Genomic DNA, 16,736 nt, shown 5'->3' on the forward strand with positions numbered 1-16,736 from the left:
GCGGGTGACTCCCCCTGTCGTCAGTGGAACTGCTTCAGTATCCCTCGGGTGATGACGAGGCCGCCGATGGTCATCAGCAACGACCCCAGCAGGTTCACGCCCACGTGCACCACGAACCATCCGTACTGCTGTCGAAGCAGCAGGCCGGACGCTTCGGCCGAAAACGTCGAGAAAGTGGTCAGGCCGCCGAGGAAACCGGTGGCGACGAGCAGGCGGACCTCCACCGGCAACGACTGGAAATGGTCGAAGACGGCCAGGGCGATGCCCATGAGCAAGGCGCCGACCAGGTTGGCGGCCAGCGTGCCGAAGGGCACGGAAGGGAAGATCGGATTGAGCGCGAGGGCCAGCCACCAGCGTAGCCAGCACCCGCACATGCCGCCGACGCCGACGGCGAGGAAACCGGTATAGCCCACGATCATCCTTCGAACGGAACCGATGCGGGGATTATGTGCCTTCCGGTGCCATGGGGCCAAGGATGGCGGGCCGGTATAATGGCTACACTCCCCCGGGCCGGAACCTCCGACGCATGACCACCGCGATCCGTCACACGCGGCGCTACCTGCCGTTCCTGCTCGCGGCCCTGACCATGATCGGGCCGTTCTCGATCGACGCCATCTTCCCCGGGTTTCCCGACATCGGCCGCACGTTCGGGGTGGGCGAGGTGGCGCTCCAGCAGTTGTTGAGCGTCTACCTGCTGTCGTACGCGGTGATGAGCCTGTTCCACGGCGCCATCTCCGACGCTTACGGCCGCAAGCCGGTGATCGTGGTGGCGATGGCGGTGTACACGGTCGCCACCGTCGGCGCGGCGTTGGCCACCGGTTTCGGCACGCTGATGGCCTGTCGCGTGTTGCAGGGCGTCAGCGGCGGCGCGGGCATCGTGGTGGGCCGTGCGGTGGTGCGCGACACCATGCAGGGCGAAGAAGCCCAGCGCATGATGTCCAAGGTGATGATGATCTTCGGCATCGCGCCGGCCATCGCGCCGATCGTGGGCGCGTGGTTGTTGGGCATCGACGGATGGCGGGGCATCTTCTGGGCGCTGTCCGGCTTCACGGTGCTGCTCACGCTGGCGACGTGGCGCTTCCTCGAGGAATCGCATCCCCTGGGCAAGCGCACGATCTTCCGTCCGCGACCGCTCCTGCGCAGCTACTTCGGCATCCTTCGCGACCTGCCGTTCTGGCCGCTGGCGATCGCCGCCTCGATCAACTTCTCCGGCCTGTTCCTTTACGTCGCCTCGGCGCCGCATCTCATCCGCGACCTGCTTCACCTGGGCGCCGACGGATTCCCCTGGCTGTTCGTGCCGGTGGTGTCGGGCATGGTGTTCGGCGCCTTCGTCTCCGGCCGCGTGGCGGGGCGGGTGAGCGCGATCCGCACGGTCGGCTGGGGCTACGTGGCGATGCTGTCGTCGTGCGCCATCAGCATCGTGCTGGCCGTGCTGCTGCCCGAGCCGCGCGTGCCCTGGTCCACGTTGCCGCTGGCGCTCTACGGCTGCGGCGTGCAGCTGGCCTTCCCCACCATCACCATCCTGCTGCTCGATCGTTTTCCCGACCAGCGCGGGGCGGTGTCGTCGGTGCAGACCTTCGGCAGCCTGATCGTCACGGCGTTCGTCGCGGGCGTGCTGTCGCCGATGCTGTCGGCGAACATGCTGTGGCTGGCGCTGGGATCGCTGGCGATCTGCCTGACGGGTCTGTCGGGGTGGGTCTGGTACGTGGCGATGGATCGCCGGCGCGTGGCGCGTGCGTCGGCGGCCGCGGCGGTCGAGGTGGCGAAGGAGGTCGAGATGGACGAGCCGATGTAGGTCCGTCGTCATCCCCGGCGAAAGGCACTGGGCTCCTGCCTTCGCAGGAACGACGGACCACGCGATTCGTCGTCGTTTGCAAACGAGCTCACGTCGTTCCTGCGAAGGCAGGAACCCAGCGTCTTCATTCCGAAGCGATCAACAGCAACGCCCCCCGGTCCCCCGATACCGCGCCTCCTGCCTCTCCCGGAAGAACTCCGAATACGTCGGCACGCGCCGCTCCGGATGATGCTCGCGCAGGTGCTTCACGTATACGTCGTAATCCGGCACGCCGCAGCAGAGGCGGGCGGTCTGCACCGCCCATTTCCAGATGCGATGGCTCATGGCGAACACCTCACTGCGCCACGCTGGACAGCGCGACATAGGGCTCTTCCTGGGCGGTGGGACGATTCGCGCGCCAGGCCTGGGCGATGACGCGCAGGGAGAAGAACAGCATGGTCAGCACCAGCAGCATGAAGATGCCGGTGAGGATCATGTCCACGCGGTTGTTGTTGATGATGCGCTGCATGTCCTCGGCGGTTTTCGCCGGGGCCAGCAATTTGCCGGCGGCCAGCGCATCGGAGTACTTGTTCACCACCGCGGTGAAGCTGACCTTGGCGTCGAACAGCTTCTGCCAGCCCGCGGTGAGCGTGCAGATCACCAGCCACGCCGCCGGCACGGCGGGCACCAGCACGTAGCGCTCGCGCTTGAGTTTCACGGTTACCACGGTCGCCAGCATCAGCGCGATGGCGGCGAGCATCTGGTTGGCGATGCCGAACAGCGGCCACAGCGTGTTGATGCCGCCCAGCGGATCGACCGCGCCCTGGTAGAGGAAATACCCCCACAGGCCCACGCAGATCACCGTGGCCACCACGTTGCCGACCCACGATTCGGTCTTTTTCAGCGGTGCCCAGGCCATGCCGGCCAGTTCCTGGATCATGAAGCGGCCGACGCGCGTACCGGCGTCGACGGTGGTGAGGATGAACAGGGCTTCGAACAGGATGGCGTAGTGGTACCACAGCGCCATCATGCCCTCGCCGGGCAGGATGCCGTGCAGTAGCTGGGCCATGCCCACCGCCAGCGTGGGCGCGCCGCCCGCGCGACCGAGGATGGTGCTCTCGCCGATGTTGCGCGCGGTGTCGGTCAGTTCGCCCGGCGTGACCATGAAGCCCCAGTCGCTGATCGTGCGCGCGGCCTGTTCGGCCGTGGTGCCGACGATGGCGCCGGGGGAGTTCATGGCGAAGTACACGCCCGGGTGCAGCGAGGCGGCGGCGATCAGCGCCATGATGGCGACGAAGGCCTCCATCAGCATGCCGCCGTAGCCGACCATGGTGGCCTCGCGCTCGTTGGCGAGCAGCTTCGGCGTGGTACCCGAGGCGATGATCGAATGCCATCCGGAGACGGCGCCGCAGGCGATGGTGATGAACAGGAACGGGAACAGGTTGCCGGCGAACACCGGTCCGCTGCCGTCGACGAACTGCGTGAGCGCCGGCATCCGCAGCACGGGCGCGGCGAGGAAGATCGCCAGGGCGAGCAGCGCGATGGTGCCGATCTTCAGGAAGGTGGACAGGTAATCGCGCGGCGCGAGCAGCAGCCACACCGGCAGCACCGAGGCGAAGAAGCCGTAGCCGATCAGCAGCCAGGCCAGCGCTTTCGCGTCGAAATCGAAGAACGCGGCCAGCGCGGGCGTGTCGTTCACGGTCTTGCCGTACCAGATCGAGAACAGGAGCAGCACCAGGCCGATGATCGAGACCTCGAGGATGCGTCCGGGGCGCAGGTAGCGCAGGTACACGCCCATCAGCAGCGCGATGGGAATCGTCGCCGCCACGGTGAACGTACCCCAGGGGCTATGCGTGAGCGCCTTGACCACCACCAGCGCGAGCACGGCCAGCACGATCATCATCAGCACCAGCACGCCCACCATGGCGATCACCCCGGGCACTTCGCCCAGCTCTTCGCGGAGCATGTGGCCGAGCGAGCGGCCGTCACGGCGCAACGACAGGCCCAGGATCATGAAATCCTGCACCGCGCCGGCGAACACCACGCCCACCAGGATCCACAGGGTGCCGGGCAGGTAGCCCATCTGCGCGGCCAGCACGGGGCCGACCAGGGGGCCGGCGCCGGCGATGGCGGCGAAGTGGTGGCCGAAGACCACCCAGCGGTCGGTCGGCACGTAGTCCAGGCCGTCGTTGTGCAGCACCGAAGGCGTGGCACGGCTCGGATCCAGCACCAGCACGCGACGGGCGATGAAGCGGCCGTAGAAGCGGTAGCCGATCAGGAAAACGGCGATCGACGCCGTGACCAGCCAGATGGCGTTGATCGGTTCGCCACGGCGCAGGGCGATGACGCCGAGGCACCAGGCGCCCACGATGGCGATGGCCACCCACAGGATCTTGCCTGCGGGACTGGGTTTGGGAATGGCGCTTTGCATGTGTCGGAACTCCCCTCGCGGATGCGACAAGGGTCGTCCTCCGTGGGGGCGGGGGTCAATGCGCGGCGAGGGCCCGGCGTATTAGCCATTGGTCGAATAGGAGGCTTGAGCCCGGGGCGTTCCGCCGCCATGCTGGCGGTCCGTTCCCCTTCCCCCGGGTGCCCGATGATTCGCGAAATCCTCAAGATGGGCGACGAGCGCCTCCTGCGCATCGCGCCTCCCGTTCCCGACGGGATGATCGGTTCGAGCGAGCTCGATGCGCTCATCGCCGACATGTTCGACACCATGCACCACGTCGGCGGCGTCGGCCTGGCCGCGCCGCAGATCGGGGTCGACCTGCAACTGGTGATCTTCGGCTTCGAGCACGCCGACCGTTATCCCGACGCGCCCCCCGTGCCGCGTACGATCCTGCTCAATCCGGTCATCACGCCGTTGTCGCAGGACATGGAGGAAGGGTGGGAAGGGTGTCTCTCCGTGCCGGGGCTGCGCGGCGCGGTGAACCGTTACACGCTGATCCGGTACCAGGGCGTGGACCCGAACGGCCAGCCGATCGATCGCACGGCCGAAGGGTTCCACGCGCGCGTGGTGCAGCACGAATGCGACCACCTGATCGGGCGACTGTATCCGTCGCGTATCACCGACTTTACGAAATTCGGCTTTACCGAGGTGCTGTTTCCGGGGATGGATCTCGGCGACGACTGAGCGGCGCGCTTCGCTTCAATCGCGGACAGGGTCCGCTCCCACCCTTCGGTAGCTGTCTTCCTACCAGAGGGTGGGAGCGGACCCTGTCCGCGATGGGGATCGACGAGGGTTTTCCTACTCGGCCTCGGCCAGCGCCTCGACAATGACCAGCAGCGCCTTGCGGCGCTCTTTCGGCAACCGGCTGACGAGCCCCACGAGTCGCAACTGCTCGCGCGAGTCGGCGCGATACAGGGCGGGGCTCTCACGGACCCCGGTGGCTCCGCTGGGGGAGCCGCGGCCGGTGGCCAGCCATTCGAAATTGACGCCGAACCGCGTCGCCATGTCGATCTGGCGCTCCAGTTCGGGAAGGCCCAGGTCACTGAGCCACTTTCGCGCGGTCTCGCGGCTGACGTCGAAAAGATCGGCCAGCTGGGTAATGCGGCCGCGGCCTTTCTTGACGCCCGCCATGTCCAGCGCGACATGCAGACGTTGGGAAAAACCTCGGTTGATAGGTGGCATGACAACTCCGGTGGAACGCGTGGCGCCTCAAGAGGCCCGGTATTGTTGGATACCCCGGAGCGGCAGCGTAAGCCTTTTGCAGTTGCCAAATCGTGCAATTTGCGACTGCTATCGATTTAGCCGCTCTTCTCGGAACGAATTGACCAATTTTCTCATGTCATCGGCGGCGCGATGTGCTAGCTCCGCGTAGTCCGATTCGGCGCTAGCGTAAATGATGGCGCGCGAGGAAGAAATCATCAGACCGTGACCATCGGTAGTACATCCATGGGCCATGACGGCCTCCACGTCGCCACCCTGGGCACCGATGCCGGGCACCAGCAGGGGCATGTCGCCGACCACCTCGCGCACGCGGCCGAGCTCCTCCGGCCAGGTGGCGCCCGTGACCAGCGCGCAGTTGCCGTTTTCGTTCCATTCGCGCGCGATGGTTTCGGCCACCCGCAGGTAGAGCGGGCGTCCGCCGCAGTCGAGCGCCTGGAAATCGGCGCCGCCCGGATTGGACGTGCGGCAGAGCAGGATCACGCCCTTGTCGGCGCGATTGAGGAACGGCTCAATGGAGTCGCGACCCAGGTAGGGGTTCAGCGTGACCGCGTCGGCGCCGTAACGGTCGAAGGCCTCGGCGGCGTAGTGTTTCGCCGTGGAGCCGATGTCGCCGCGCTTGGCGTCGAGAATGACCGGGATGCCGGGATGGTTGTCGTGGATGTGGGCGATCAGCCGTTCGAGTGCGCCCTCGGCGCGTTGCGCGGCGAAGTGGGCGATCTGCGGCTTGAAGGCGCAGACGAGCCCGGCGGTGGCGTCGACGATGTCGCGACAGAAGGTGTAGATGCCTTCCTCGCCGGAGAGGCCGGCGGGCAGGCGGCCGGGCTCGGGATCGAGTCCGACGCAGAGGAGGGAATCGTTGCGACGCCAGGCGTCCTTCAGGGCGGTCATGAAGTTCATGTGTGGCCTCGCTGGGTGTTCGTGGTGAAGCGGCGCCCTTCGAGGTGCGCCGCTTCCTTGCTTCGTCGGCTCTTCGCCGCTGAAGCGGCTCCTGCGGTCAGACGAGCTTCTTGTACTTGACCCGCTTCGGGCCGGCGTCGTCGCCGAGGCGGCGCTTCTTGTCGGCTTCGTACTCGTTGTAGTTGCCGGGGAAGAATTCCACGTGCGAATCGCCTTCGAACGCGATGATGTGCGTGGCGATGCGATCGAGGAACCAGCGGTCATGCGAAATCACGATCGCGCAGCCCGGGAACTCGAGCAGGGCGTCTTCGAGCGCGCGCAGCGTCTCGACGTCGAGGTCGTTGGACGGTTCGTCGAGCAGCAGCACGTTGCCGCCCTGCAGCAGGGTCTTGGCCATGTGCAGGCGGCCGCGTTCACCGCCGGACAGCTGGCCGACGATCTTCTGCTGGTCGGTGCCCTTGAAGTTGAAGCGGCCGATGTAGGCGCGCGACTGGATCTCGAAGGTGCCGATGGTGAGGATGTCCGAACCGCCGGAGACTTCCTGCCACACGTTGTTCTTCGCATCGAGCGCGTCGCGCGACTGGTCGACGTAGGCGAGCTTCACCGTGTGGCCGAGCTTCACCTCGCCGGAATCCGGCTGCTCCTTGCCGATGATCATCTTCATCAGCGTGGATTTACCCGCGCCGTTCGGACCGATCACGCCGACGATGGCGCCGGCCGGGATCTTGAACGAGAGGTCTTCGATCAGCACGCGATCGCCGAACGACTTGGTGACGTTCTTGAACTCGATCACCTCGTTGCCCAGGCGCTCGCCCGGCGGGATGAAGATTTCGTTCGTCTCGTTGCGGCGTTGGTATTCGACCGAGTTGAGTTCCTCGAAGCGGTTCAGGCGCGCCTTGCCCTTCGACTGGCGGCCCTTGGCGGCCGAACGCACCCATTCGAGTTCTTTCTTGATGGCCTTCTGGCGCGACTTCTCCTGGTTGGCTTCCTGCGCGAGGCGCTGGTCTTTCTGCTCCAGCCACTCGGTGTAGTTGCCCTTCCAGGGAATGCCGCGGCCGCGGTCGAGTTCGAGGATCCACTCGGCGGCGTTGTCGAGGAAGTAGCGGTCATGGGTGACCGCCACCACGGTGCCCGGGTAGTCGTGCAGGAAGGTTTCCAGCCAGTCGACCGATTCGGCGTCGAGATGGTTGGTGGGCTCGTCGAGCAGGAGCATGTCGGGCTTGGACAGCAGCAGGCGGCACAACGCCACGCGACGCTTCTCGCCGCCGGACAGCGGACCGATCTTGGCGTCCCAGGGCGGCAGGCGCAGCGCGTCGGCGGCCACTTCGAGCTGGCGCTCGAGGGCATGGGCGTCGTTGGCGGCCAGGATGCCCTCCAGGGCCTCCTGCTCCTTGGCGAGCTTGTCGAAGTCGGCGCCTTCCTCGGCATAGGCGGCGTAGACCTCCTCGAGACGCTTCTGCGCGTCGAGCACCTCGGAGACGCCTTCTTCCACGGCTTCGCGGACGGTCTTCTCCGGATCGAGGTCCGGTTCCTGGGCGAGGTAGCCCACCTTGGTGCCGGGGTTGGCGCGGGCCTCGCCCTGGAAGTCGGTGTCCACGCCGGCCATGATCTTGAGCACGGTCGACTTGCCCGCGCCGTTGATGCCGAGCAGGCCGATCTTGGCGCCGGGGAAGAAGGACAGCGAGATGTCCTTGATGATCTCGCGCTTCGGGGGAACGATCTTGCTCACCCGGTTCATGGTGTAGATGTATTGCATGGACGCTCCGTGGGGGAAGGCCGAAGCCCTCCCGGAAAGCGGCTTCCGGGAGGGCAAAACCCCATTATAGCGCCTCGGCACGGAGGGCCGGTGGAGGCCGTTCACCCGCCGGAGCGGCACGATGGCTTGAGACGTATCGGGGAAATCAGCGGCTGAATCGACGCGCGCCCTCTTCCCACTGCCTTTCCCACTCGATGTTGGCGGGGCTGAACCAGCCGCAAGCCGGGTAGTCCGGATGGGGCCACATCGTGGTCACGCAGGTCCGGGGTTGCCCCGATGCGTCCGGAGCGACCGTCTCGGCCAGGTGGTGATCGGCGTCGAGGAGATGTCCCAGCTCGTGGGCGGGTACGCGCGCATCCTCGTGGATGGACGCGATGGCGAAGTCGCCCCTGCCCTCGGCAACGCCCAGGGCGTCGGGCAGTTGGGCATAGCGGGTGTTCACCACGAGCAGGTTCAGGCGGTTCTCGCTGAAATAATCCGGCGATTCGTCCTTCGGCGGGTTCGCATAGACGCGCTGGCGCCAATCCGACAGCGAATTCTCCGTGGGATCGAGACGGGTGGTGACGTGGGGTACGTCCCGCCGCATGCGGACATGCACGTTCAGGCCCACGAAATGCTCCTGGCTGAGCTGTCGCGTGAAGTCGGCGAGATAGGCGCCGAACAGGCTCTCGTCGTCGTCCTCGATGCCGTCCTGCACATAGATGAACAGGTAGAGATCGGTATAGGTACCGCTGCGAAGCTCGCTGGCGCGTGTGGTCCGGCGCGCGGCCGAAGGCGCCGCCCCGCGGTCGATCGGGCCGGCCTGCCGCGAGCGGGAGCGCGCGGGGCGGGCAGATTCGTCGACCTCGTCCGAGGCGCCGTCGAAACGGCTCGAACGGATGCTTTCGCCGTCGTCGACGATGACGCGCAGGCCGTCCCCCTCGCGGACGGCGAGGCCCGACGTGCCGCGCCACGTCACCGCGAACAGCTGCCCCGGGCGGCCGTCGGAATAGGTCACGTCGGCGCGGATCCGGTCGCGCACCACGAGCTCGCCGTCCCGTGAGGCCAGGGTGACGGGCAGGGTCCGGGCCACGGCCTCGTCGAATCGCGAGACCAGCGAATGGGCAAAGGTCGAGGGGGAAATCAGGGCCGTGGCGAGGGCGCACGCCATGAATAGGCCGCGCCGACGGGCGCGGAGGGAGTCCTTACGATGCATGGTTCTTCCTTGGGAGGTTGCGAACGGCGCGCCGCGAGGGCTGCGCCGGAGGGAATGATAGGCCGTCGCGCGCGGCCACGGCAGGGGCCGTCTCGCCGTGTTGGCTCATCCCTACACCCCGGTGTGGCAAAACCCTACACGCCTGGGCGGCAAGCCCTTGATGAAACAGGGGCGCTGGTTGCAACTCCCCACCTGGGCTACACTTTTCGCCTTTCCCCACCCGCTTCGAACGAGGTCGAGATGTTCCCGAAGGATGCAACGATCGCCGGCTATGACGACGAGCTCGCCAAGGCCATCGCCGATGAATCCCGCCGCCAGGAGGATCACGTCGAACTGATCGCCTCGGAGAACTACGCCAGCCCCCGCGTGATGGAGGCCCAGGGCTCCACGCTCACCAACAAGTACGCCGAGGGTTACCCGGGCAAGCGCTACTACGGCGGCTGCGAGTACGTGGACGTGGCCGAAAAGCTCGCCATCGACCGCCTGAAGAAGCTCTTCGGCGCCGACTACGCCAACGTGCAGCCGCATTCGGGCTCGCAGGCCAACCAGGCGGTGTATTTCGCGCTGCTGAACCCGGGCGACACCATCCTGGGCATGAGCCTGGCCCACGGCGGCCATCTCACCCACGGCGCCAAGGTCAACCTCTCGGGCAAGATCTTCAACGCCGTGCAGTACGGCATCGACCCGGACACCGGCCTGGTGAACTACGACGAGGTCGAGCGCCTGGCCGTCGAACACAAGCCCAAGATGATCGTGGCCGGCTTCTCCGCCTATTCGCAGGTGCTCGACTGGGCGCGTTTCCGCGCCATCGCCGACAAGGTGGGCGCCTACCTGTTCGTCGACATGGCCCACATCGCGGGCCTGGTCGCCGCGGGGGTCTACCCGAGCCCGATCGAGCACGCCCACGTGGTCACCTCCACCACGCACAAGACCCTGCGCGGCCCGCGCGGCGGCATCATCGTGGCCAAGGGCCTGGGCGAGGAGCTCGAGAAGAAGCTGCAATCGGTGGTGTTCCCCGGTATTCAGGGCGGCCCGCTGATGCACGTGATCGCGGCCAAGGCCGTGGCCTTCAAGGAAGCGCTGGAGCCGGCCTTCACCGACTACCAGAAGCAGGTGGTGAAGAACGCCAAGGCGATGGCGAAGACGCTGATCGAGCGCGGATACAAGGTCGTGTCCGGCGGCACCGAGAACCACCTCATGCTGGTCGACCTGATCGGTCGCGACGTCACCGGCAAGGATGCGGAAGCCGCGCTGGGCAAGGCGCACATCACGGTCAACAAGAACGCCGTGCCGAACGACCCCCGCTCGCCCTTCGTCACCTCGGGCCTGCGCGTGGGCACGCCGGCCATCACGACGCGCGGTTACAAGGAAGCCGACACGGTGGAACTGGCGAACTGGATCTGCGACGTGCTCGACGCGCCGAACGACGAGGCGGTGATCGCCGCGGTGCGCGAGAAGGTGACGGCGCAGTGCAAGACCTTCCCGGTCTACGGCTGATCGATGCACTGTCCCTTCTGCCAGCACGAAGACACCCGCGTCATCGACTCGCGGCTCACCGAAGACGGTGGCACGGTACGGCGGCGGCGCGAGTGTCCGCAATGCGGCGAGCGTTTCAACACGTTCGAGACGGCGGAACTCAAGCTCCCGGCGATCGTCAAGTCCGGCGATCGCCGCGAGCCGTTCGACGAACACAAGCTGCGCGTGAGCTTCGAGCGCGCGCTGCAGAAGCGCCCGGTCGCCAGCGATGCCGTGGATGCCGCCATGCGCGCGGTGAAGAACGACCTGCGCCGCAGCGGCGAGCGCGAGGTGCCTTCGCGGCAGGTGGGTGAATTGGTGATGCGCGAACTCAAGGCGCTCGACCAGGTGGCCTACGTGCGCTTCGCCTCGGTATACCGGCGTTTCGAAGACGTGCACGCCTTCCGCGAGGAAATCGAAAAGCTCGAGCGCGACCTGCCGTCGCTCGAGGGCTTGCAGCTTCCGCTGCTGGAAGCGGCCAGGCGCGGTCGAAAAGGCTGATACGGCCCGGACGGCCCATGCGAGAATGGTCGTCATGTCCAAGCCTTTCTTCCCCGCCATCGACCACGTCCACATGGCCCAGGCCCTGCGCCTGGCCGAGCGTGGCCTGTACACCACCCAGCCCAATCCGCGCGTCGGCTGCGTCATCGCGCGCGGCGACGCCGTGCTCGGTATCGGATGGCATCCCAGGGCCGGTGAGCCGCATGCCGAGGTGTTCGCGCTGCGCGAGGCGGGCGATGCGGCGCGCGGCGCCACGGCTTACGTCACCCTGGAGCCTTGCGCGCACCACGGGCGCACGCCGCCCTGCGCCGATGCGCTGATCGCCGCCGGGATCGGCCGCGTGGTGATCGCGCACGAAGATCCCTTCGCCAAGGTGGACGGCAAGGGCGTCGAAAAGCTGCGGGCGGCGGGCATCGGCGTACAGCTGGGGCTGATGCGCGACGCGGCGCACGAGATCAACGTCGGTTTCTTCAGTCGCGTGCAGCGGGGCCGTCCGTGGGTTCGGGTGAAGCTCGCCATGAGCCTCGATGGTCGTACCGCGCTGGCCGACGGTTCGTCCCAATGGATCACGGGCGATGCCGCGCGTGCCGACGTGCAGCGCTGGCGCGCACGCGCCTCGGCGATCCTTTCGGCCAGCGGTACGGTGCTCGCCGACGACCCACGCCTCACCGTGCGCCTGCCCGGCGGCGAGCCCTTCGTACCGCCCTTGCGCGCGATCCTCGATACGAACCTGCGCACGCCCGTGGGCGCCCATGTGCTCGACGGCGATGCGCCCACCGTGCTGTTGCACGCGCCGGACGCCTCCGTCCCCGACCATCTTCGCGACGTTCGCCGTGTCGATATCCGCCGCGACGAAGGGGGGCTCGACCTGCGCGCCGCGCTGCACTGGTTGGCGCAGCAGGACGTCAACGAAGTGCACGTGGAGGCCGGCCCCGTCGTGTGCGGCGCATTGTTGGCGCAGGGACTGGCGGACGAGTTGCTGGTATACGTCGCGCCGGTGCTGCTGGGGCATACGGCGCGGCCGATGCTCGCGCTGCCGCCGTTGGACGACATGGCGTCGCGCTGGAAACTCGACATCGTCGATCGTCGTCAGGTCGGTGACGACACCTGCCTGCGAATGCGTCCGAAAGAACCCCATGTCGCCCCTGCGAAGGCAGGGGCCCAGTGACTTCCTCGCACACTGCGGCGAAAGACGCTGGGCTCCTGCCTTCGCAGGAGCGACGAGTGCGCTGGGGCATCATCGGCTGCGGCGCGGTGACGGAAATGAAGAGCGGCCCCGCCTTCTCGAAAGTGCCCAATTCGTCCCTCGTCGCCGTCATGCGTCGCGACGGCGACAAGGCGCGCGACTACGCGCGACGCCACCGCGTGCCGCGCTGGTACGACGACGCGGACGCGCTCATCCAGGACGACGCCGTCGACGCGGTCTACGTCGCCACGCCGCCGTCGAGCCACCGCGAGTACGCATTGAAGGCCATCGCCGCGGGCAAGCCGGTCTACGTCGAAAAGCCCATGGCGATGGACCATCGCGAATGCATGGACATCGTCGAGGCGGGCAGGGCGGCGAACGTACCCGTCTTCGTCGCGTATTACCGTCGCGCGCTGCCGAGGTTCACCACCATCGCGCGGCTGCTGCGCGAAGGCGCCATCGGGACGCCGCGCCTCGTGAACGTGCTGCTTCACCATCCCTTCGAAGCGCGCTACGCCGATCCGGCCAGGCTGCCTTGGACCGTGCGTCCGGAGATCGCCGGTGGCGGCATCTTCGTCGACATCGGCTGCCATACGCTCGATATCCTCGATTTCCTGCTCGGTCCCATCGTCGACGTGCGCGGCATGGTGTCGAACCAGCTGGGCGCCTATCCGGCCGAGGACACGGTGGCGATGGCCTTCGCCTTCGGCAACGGCGTGCTGGGCACGGGCCTGTGGAATTTCGGCGCCGATCGCCGGGAAGACCGCGTAGAGATCGTGGGCGATCGCGGCCGGCTGGTGTTCGCCACGTTCGGTGACGGGCCGATCCGCGTGGAGACCGATGGACGCTCGGAAGAGCGGCGCGTTGCCAATCCCGAACACATCCAGCAACCGCTGATCGCCACCGTGGTGGATGCGCTGCTGGAACGAGGCGAATGCCCATCCACGGGCGACACCGCCGCGCGAACGAGCTGGGTGATGGACCAGGTCCTGCGTTAGGAGCACCTGCCGAAGGGGTGGGAGCGGACCCTGTCCGCGAACCCTCGGGCTTTCCAGGATGCGAATGAGGCTTTGCAGCGATCGGACGAGCGGTGAAGCCCTCCCGATCACCGCAAAGCCTCATCCGCGATAGCGGTCCCGAGGGTTCGCGGACAGGGTCCGCTCCCACCCCTTGTCCCCGGAGGTGATATCCTTCGCGTCATACAAGCGTCTTCAGGGCGGGGCGAAACTCCCCACCGGCGGTAGGTTTCCGCGAGGGAACGAGCCCGCGAGCGCTCCCGGCGTCCGTCGGGAGGTCAGCAGATCCGGTCAGACTCCGGAGCCGACGGTCACAGTCCGGATGAAAGAAGACGGCGTCGCGCGATCCCTTCACGGGGCGTTCGCCGCCATGCGCCTTGGGGCGTTTTTCGCTCACCACCGCGGGAAACGTTCATGAAAACCCATCGTTCCGCGGCCTCCGTGAAGGGAGGTCACTGACATGTTCACTGGCATCATCCAGGCCGTGGGCCGCATCGCCCGGCTCGAACCGCGCGGCGGCGACGTCCGCCTCGTCGTCGATACCGCCTCCCTCGACATGACCGACGTCGCCCTGGGCGACAGCATCGCCGTCTCCGGCGTGTGCCTCACCGTGATCGAATTCGATGCATCGAGTTTCGCGGCCGACGTCTCCAACGAAACCCTCTCGCTGACCTCGCTGGGCGACCGCCGCCCGGGCGACGCCGTGAACCTCGAAAAGGCCCTGCGCCTGGCCGACCGGCTCGGCGGCCACCTGGTCTCCGGCCACGTCGACGGCCTGGGCAAGGTGGTGTCCATCGCACCCGACGGCCGTTCGCTGCGCTGGACCTTCGAGGTGCCGCGCGAGATCGCCCGCTACATCGCCCACAAGGGCTCGGTGTGCATCGACGGCACCAGCCTCACCGTGAACGAGGTCAACGGCAACCGTTTCGGCGTGAACCTTATCCCCCATACGGTGGAACACACGACGTTCTCGGCACGCCGGCCCGGCGATGCGGTGAACATCGAGGTCGACGTCGTGGCGCGTTACGTCGAACGCCTGCTTTCCGCGGGCGAGGCGCCGCGCCTCGACGAGGCTTTCCTGAAGCAGCACGGCTTCGCCTGACCCGGATAACCAGCCCATGGCATTCAACACCATCCCCGACATCCTCGAGGACATCCGCAACGGCCGCATGGTCGTGATCCTCGACGACGAGGATCGCGAGAACGAGGGCGACATCGTGATGGCCGCCGAAAAGGTGCGCCCCGAAGACGTGAACTTCATGGTGAAGGAGGCGCGCGGCCTGCTGTGCCTCACCCTCACCGAACAGCGCACGCGCCAGCTCGGCCTGAAGCCGATGGTCAGCGACAACAACTCGCCGTTCCATACCAATTTCACGGTATCGATCGAGGCGGCCGAGGGCGTCACCACGGGCATTTCGGCGCACGATCGCGCGCGTACCATCCAGGTGGCCGCCGCGCGCGACGCGAAGCCCGCCGACATCACCATGCCCGGCCACATCTTCCCGCTCACGGCGCAGCCGGGCGGCGTGCTCACGCGCGCGGGCCACACCGAGGCGGGCTGCGATCTCGCCGCGATGGCGGGCCTGGAGCCGGCCTCGGTGCTGATCGAGATTCTCCACGACGACGGCTCGATGGCGCGCCGCCCCGAGCTGGAAGCCTTCGCGGCGAAGCACGGGCTGAAGATCGGCACCATCGCCGACCTCATCCGCTACCGCCTGGAAACCGAGAAGACCATCGAGCGCGTGCACGAGGAAGACGTCGATACCGAGTTCGGCGCGTTCCGCCTCGTGGCCTACCGCGACGGCATCCGTCGTGGCCTGCACTTCGCGCTGACGCGCGGCAGCGTGGACGACGGCGAGCCCGTGCTCACCCGCGTGCACGTGCGCAACACGCTGTCCGACGTGCTGCACCTGCGCCGCGCCGACCTGGGGCAGACCGTCACCGAAGCCCTTCGCCGCATCGATGCGGCCGATCGCGGCGTGCTGCTGGTGCTGTCGGGCGAGGACACGCCCGATGCGTTGCTCGCCCGGTTGAAGGGCGAGCGTGCGCCGCTGGTCGCGCCGAAGGACGACCAGGAATGGCGTCAGCTCGGTCTGGGCGCGCAGATCCTCGCCGACCTGGGCGTGAAGCGCTTGCGCGTGATCGGTACGCCGCGCAAGTTCGTCGGCATCGCGGGGTTCGGGTTGGAAGTGGTGGATCAGGACTGCTGACCTCCATGCGAAAACCGGTTGGCGACGAATCCGGTTCTCGCCTCAGGTTGCCATCGCACCCCACACTCCGTATCAAGTAACGATGACCTACGACATCCGCCTGATCGCCCCTTCCGGTTACCCGCACAACGTCGCCGCCATGCGGCGCGGCGTCGAGCGCCTGGAAGAGGACGGCCATCGCCTTTCCGGCCTCGACGTGCTCGACCGTCGCCACCTTCGCTTCGCCGGTACCGATGCCGAGCGTGCCGCCGACCTCAACGCGCTGGTCGACGGTCCGCTCCCCGACGTGGTGCTCGCCATCCGTGGCGGCTACGGCGCGCATCCGCTGCTTCCGCTGCTCGACTACGACGGCCTGCGCCGCCTCGCCGGCGCGCCGGTGGCCCTGGTCGGCCATAGCGACTTCACGGCCCTGCAATGCGCCTTGCTGGCGTGCAGCGGCGTGGCGACGCTGGGCGGTCCGATGCTCGGCCCGGATTTCGGTGCGTCCGAACTCGATCCGCTCACGGCCAGCCACTTCTGGAACGTGCTCGCCTCCGATCGCGCCGAGGCGTCGTGGGACGCGCCGGAGACCGCCGATCTCGCGGTGGAAGGCACGATCTGGGGCGGCAACCTCGCCATGCTCACCAGCCTGGCCGGATCGCCGTATTTCCCCGGGATCGACGGCGGCATCCTGTTCATCGAAGACATCGCCGAGCCGCCCTACCGGGTGGAGCGCATGCTCTACCACCTCGTCCACGCGGGCGTGCTGAAGCGGCAGAAAGCCCTCGTGGTGGGCGACTTCACGAGCTACCGGGTCGCCGAGTACGACAACGGTTACGACCTGCCGGTCACCTTCGAGCGGATCGCCGCCGCGACGGGCATTCCGCTGGTTCGCGGCCTGCCGTTCGGCCATGCGGCGGCCAAGCTCACCCTGCCTTTCGGTGTTTCCGGGCGCCTCGACGTGGCCGCCGGGCGGGCCCGTCTGGCCTTCGCCGGGCACCCGCGACCCAAAACCCCGTAAAATACCCGGCCGCCCG

General features: G+C 67.3%; 16 protein-coding genes and 1 riboswitch. Of the genes, 9 read left to right on the forward strand and 7 right to left on the reverse strand.

Going from position 1 to position 16,736, the window contains the following annotated elements; genetic code table 11:
* Positions 1 to 20 precede the first annotated feature (20 nt).
* The gene (crcB, locus tag L2Y94_RS04425; RefSeq protein WP_247373359.1) at positions 21 to 413 is read right to left on the reverse strand and encodes a fluoride efflux transporter CrcB; all 393 of its coding nucleotides are present in this window, start codon (positions 411 to 413) and stop codon (positions 21 to 23) included.
* 113 nt (positions 414 to 526) lie between these two features.
* Here crcB and L2Y94_RS04430 point away from each other — a divergent pair, with 113 nt between their 5' ends.
* Positions 527 to 1,795: a multidrug effflux MFS transporter gene (locus L2Y94_RS04430; protein ID WP_247373360.1), complete on the forward strand. Its 1,269-nt coding sequence runs from the start codon at positions 527 to 529 to the stop codon at positions 1,793 to 1,795.
* A gap of 138 nt (positions 1,796 to 1,933) precedes the next feature.
* On the opposite strand, the gene L2Y94_RS04435 is transcribed toward L2Y94_RS04430, so the two are convergent.
* Complete coding sequence (locus L2Y94_RS04435) at positions 1,934 to 2,119, reverse strand: YbdD/YjiX family protein (RefSeq protein WP_144914593.1); 186 nt, start codon at positions 2,117 to 2,119, stop codon at positions 1,934 to 1,936.
* A gap of 10 nt (positions 2,120 to 2,129) precedes the next feature.
* Positions 2,130 to 4,205 (reverse strand): carbon starvation CstA family protein, encoded by a 2,076-nt coding sequence (locus tag L2Y94_RS04440; RefSeq protein WP_247373361.1) that lies wholly within the window; start codon positions 4,203 to 4,205, stop codon positions 2,130 to 2,132.
* 165 nt (positions 4,206 to 4,370) lie between these two features.
* On the opposite strand from L2Y94_RS04440, the gene def reads away from it, so the two are divergent.
* Positions 4,371 to 4,907 carry a peptide deformylase gene (gene def / locus L2Y94_RS04445; protein ID WP_247373362.1) on the forward strand — a complete coding sequence of 179 codons (537 nt, stop codon included), beginning with the start codon at positions 4,371 to 4,373 and terminating at the stop codon, positions 4,905 to 4,907.
* 114 nt (positions 4,908 to 5,021) lie between these two features.
* On the opposite strand, the gene L2Y94_RS04450 is transcribed toward def, so the two are convergent.
* The 4 genes from L2Y94_RS04450 to L2Y94_RS04465 form a co-directional block, all read right to left on the reverse strand.
* A complete protein-coding gene (locus L2Y94_RS04450; protein ID WP_144914585.1) occupies positions 5,022 to 5,405 on the reverse strand; it encodes a DNA-binding protein in 384 nt (127 codons plus the stop codon).
* Positions 5,406 to 5,513: 108 nt separating this feature from the next.
* Positions 5,514 to 6,341: an orotidine-5'-phosphate decarboxylase gene (gene pyrF / locus L2Y94_RS04455; protein WP_247373363.1), complete on the reverse strand. Its 828-nt coding sequence runs from the start codon at positions 6,339 to 6,341 to the stop codon at positions 5,514 to 5,516.
* 97 nt (positions 6,342 to 6,438) lie between these two features.
* Positions 6,439 to 8,097 (reverse strand): energy-dependent translational throttle protein EttA, encoded by a 1,659-nt coding sequence (ettA, locus tag L2Y94_RS04460; RefSeq protein ID WP_144914580.1) that lies wholly within the window; start codon positions 8,095 to 8,097, stop codon positions 6,439 to 6,441.
* Positions 8,098 to 8,242: 145 nt separating this feature from the next.
* Entirely contained in the window at positions 8,243 to 9,292 is a 1,050-nt protein-coding gene (locus tag L2Y94_RS04465; protein ID WP_247373364.1) for a hypothetical protein, read from the reverse strand.
* Between the two features lie 240 nt (positions 9,293 to 9,532).
* On the opposite strand from L2Y94_RS04465, the gene glyA reads away from it, so the two are divergent.
* The 7 genes from glyA (at position 9,533) to ldcA (ending at position 16,720) form a co-directional block, all read left to right on the forward strand.
* Positions 9,533 to 10,789 carry a serine hydroxymethyltransferase gene (gene glyA / locus L2Y94_RS04470; RefSeq protein WP_247373365.1) on the forward strand — a complete coding sequence of 419 codons (1,257 nt, stop codon included), beginning with the start codon at positions 9,533 to 9,535 and terminating at the stop codon, positions 10,787 to 10,789.
* A gap of 3 nt (positions 10,790 to 10,792) precedes the next feature.
* A complete protein-coding gene (gene nrdR, locus L2Y94_RS04475; RefSeq protein WP_144914575.1) occupies positions 10,793 to 11,308 on the forward strand; it encodes a transcriptional regulator NrdR in 516 nt (171 codons plus the stop codon).
* 34 nt (positions 11,309 to 11,342) lie between these two features.
* Positions 11,343 to 12,476: a bifunctional diaminohydroxyphosphoribosylaminopyrimidine deaminase/5-amino-6-(5-phosphoribosylamino)uracil reductase RibD gene (gene ribD, locus L2Y94_RS04480; RefSeq protein ID WP_247373366.1), complete on the forward strand. Its 1,134-nt coding sequence runs from the start codon at positions 11,343 to 11,345 to the stop codon at positions 12,474 to 12,476.
* A 95-nt stretch (positions 12,477 to 12,571) separates the two neighbouring features.
* Positions 12,572 to 13,492 (forward strand): Gfo/Idh/MocA family protein, encoded by a 921-nt coding sequence (locus tag L2Y94_RS04485; protein WP_247375123.1) that lies wholly within the window; start codon positions 12,572 to 12,574, stop codon positions 13,490 to 13,492.
* A gap of 205 nt (positions 13,493 to 13,697) precedes the next feature.
* A riboswitch (FMN riboswitch) is annotated at positions 13,698 to 13,848 on the forward strand.
* 122 nt (positions 13,849 to 13,970) lie between these two features.
* Entirely contained in the window at positions 13,971 to 14,612 is a 642-nt protein-coding gene (locus L2Y94_RS04490; RefSeq protein WP_247373368.1) for a riboflavin synthase, read from the forward strand.
* A 16-nt stretch (positions 14,613 to 14,628) separates the two neighbouring features.
* Positions 14,629 to 15,720: a bifunctional 3,4-dihydroxy-2-butanone-4-phosphate synthase/GTP cyclohydrolase II gene (ribBA, locus tag L2Y94_RS04495; protein WP_247373370.1), complete on the forward strand. Its 1,092-nt coding sequence runs from the start codon at positions 14,629 to 14,631 to the stop codon at positions 15,718 to 15,720.
* Positions 15,721 to 15,802: 82 nt separating this feature from the next.
* A complete protein-coding gene (gene ldcA / locus L2Y94_RS04500) occupies positions 15,803 to 16,720 on the forward strand; it encodes a muramoyltetrapeptide carboxypeptidase (protein ID WP_247373371.1) in 918 nt (305 codons plus the stop codon).
* Positions 16,721 to 16,736: the final 16 nt, after the last annotated feature.

Source organism: Luteibacter aegosomatis (assembly GCF_023078455.1).
Taxonomy (GTDB): Bacteria; Pseudomonadota; Gammaproteobacteria; order Xanthomonadales; family Rhodanobacteraceae; genus Luteibacter; species Luteibacter aegosomatis.

What these genes read in the sequence shown, in the direction of transcription:
- glyA (WP_247373365.1), top strand. Translation starts at nt 9,533, where the DNA reads ATGTTCCCGAAGGATGCAACGATCGCCGGCTATGACGACGAGCTCGCC.
- L2Y94_RS04465 (WP_247373364.1), bottom strand. Translation starts at nt 9,292, where the DNA reads ATGCATCGTAAGGACTCCCTCCGCGCCCGTCGGCGCGGCCTATTCATG.
- ettA (WP_144914580.1), bottom strand. Translation starts at nt 8,097, where the DNA reads ATGCAATACATCTACACCATGAACCGGGTGAGCAAGATCGTTCCCCCG.
- ribD (WP_247373366.1), top strand. Translation starts at nt 11,343, where the DNA reads ATGTCCAAGCCTTTCTTCCCCGCCATCGACCACGTCCACATGGCCCAG.
- L2Y94_RS04430 (WP_247373360.1), top strand. Translation starts at nt 527, where the DNA reads ATGACCACCGCGATCCGTCACACGCGGCGCTACCTGCCGTTCCTGCTC.
- pyrF (WP_247373363.1), bottom strand. Translation starts at nt 6,341, where the DNA reads ATGAACTTCATGACCGCCCTGAAGGACGCCTGGCGTCGCAACGATTCC.
- nrdR (WP_144914575.1), top strand. Translation starts at nt 10,793, where the DNA reads ATGCACTGTCCCTTCTGCCAGCACGAAGACACCCGCGTCATCGACTCG.
- def (WP_247373362.1), top strand. Translation starts at nt 4,371, where the DNA reads ATGATTCGCGAAATCCTCAAGATGGGCGACGAGCGCCTCCTGCGCATC.
- L2Y94_RS04450 (WP_144914585.1), bottom strand. Translation starts at nt 5,405, where the DNA reads ATGCCACCTATCAACCGAGGTTTTTCCCAACGTCTGCATGTCGCGCTG.
- L2Y94_RS04435 (WP_144914593.1), bottom strand. Translation starts at nt 2,119, where the DNA reads ATGAGCCATCGCATCTGGAAATGGGCGGTGCAGACCGCCCGCCTCTGC.
- ldcA (WP_247373371.1), top strand. Translation starts at nt 15,803, where the DNA reads ATGACCTACGACATCCGCCTGATCGCCCCTTCCGGTTACCCGCACAAC.
- L2Y94_RS04485 (WP_247375123.1), top strand. Translation starts at nt 12,572, where the DNA reads ATGAAGAGCGGCCCCGCCTTCTCGAAAGTGCCCAATTCGTCCCTCGTC.
- L2Y94_RS04490 (WP_247373368.1), top strand. Translation starts at nt 13,971, where the DNA reads ATGTTCACTGGCATCATCCAGGCCGTGGGCCGCATCGCCCGGCTCGAA.
- ribBA (WP_247373370.1), top strand. Translation starts at nt 14,629, where the DNA reads ATGGCATTCAACACCATCCCCGACATCCTCGAGGACATCCGCAACGGC.
- L2Y94_RS04440 (WP_247373361.1), bottom strand. Translation starts at nt 4,205, where the DNA reads ATGCAAAGCGCCATTCCCAAACCCAGTCCCGCAGGCAAGATCCTGTGG.